At 68.8% G+C, this 802-nt stretch carries 1 protein-coding gene and 1 pseudogene; both read left to right on the plus strand.

All coding sequences use genetic code 11. The features are described 5' to 3' along the window. A pseudogene (locus J0A65_RS24560) lies at nt 1-180 on the plus strand (heme ABC transporter ATP-binding protein); the annotation flags it as partial. A 19-nt stretch (nt 181-199) separates the two neighbouring features. After that, the coding region (locus J0A65_RS24565) for a ChaN family lipoprotein (protein ID WP_206596871.1) at nt 200-802 on the plus strand (603 nt) is incomplete at its 3' end.

An 802-nucleotide genomic window follows, 5' to 3' on the forward strand; every position in this document is an offset into this window, starting at 1 on the left:
GACCTGAACCTGGCGGCACGATACTGCGACCGTATCCTCCTGCTCCAGGCGGGACGCCCCCATGCCTTCGGCAGCCCCGACGAGGTGCTGCGGGCCGAGCCCCTGCGTGCGGTGTTCGGTCTGGACGTACTGATACAGCGACACCCGGAGCGCGGCTATCCACTGATCGTGGCGCGTTGACTCGATGCAGGAGCTTGCCATGCGAATACTGTTGCTGTGTTGCCTGTCCCTGCTGGTCGCCTGCCAGTCCCGAGGCGTACTGCCACCGCCGGCTCCTATCGCCAGCGAGGGGCGCGACCACGGCGACCTGGGGGTGATACTCGACCTGCGCAGCGGTGAGCGCATCACGCCGCAGCGACTGGTCGAGCGCCTGGCGCGGGCGTCGCGGGTCGTGGTCGGCGAGCAGCACGACAACCCGGATCACCACGCCCTGCAACTATGGCTGTCGCGTGAGCTGGAGGCCCGGCGTCCGCAGGGCAGTGTGCTGCTGGAAATGCTCAACCCGAGCCAGCAGACCAGGGTCGATCAGGTCCGGGCCGAGACGCGTGCGGGGCGCCCTCCGCTCGACGCCATTCGGGCCCTGGCCTGGCAGCCCAGATGGGACTGGGCGATGTACGGTGCGCTGGTGCGTTACCAGCTGCGCCAGCCCTATCCATTGCTGGCGGCCAATCTGGATCGTGAGGAGATCATGCGCATCTACCAGCAGCGTCCGGCGCTGCAGGGGCAGGCCTCTACCGCTGCGGCGGTGCAGCAGCGGCTGCAGCGCGATATCCGCGAGTCGCACTGCGGCCTGCTCCCGGAG

The organism is Bowmanella yangjiangensis, assembly GCF_017255015.1.
GTDB lineage: Bacteria > Pseudomonadota > Gammaproteobacteria > Enterobacterales > Alteromonadaceae > Bowmanella > Bowmanella yangjiangensis.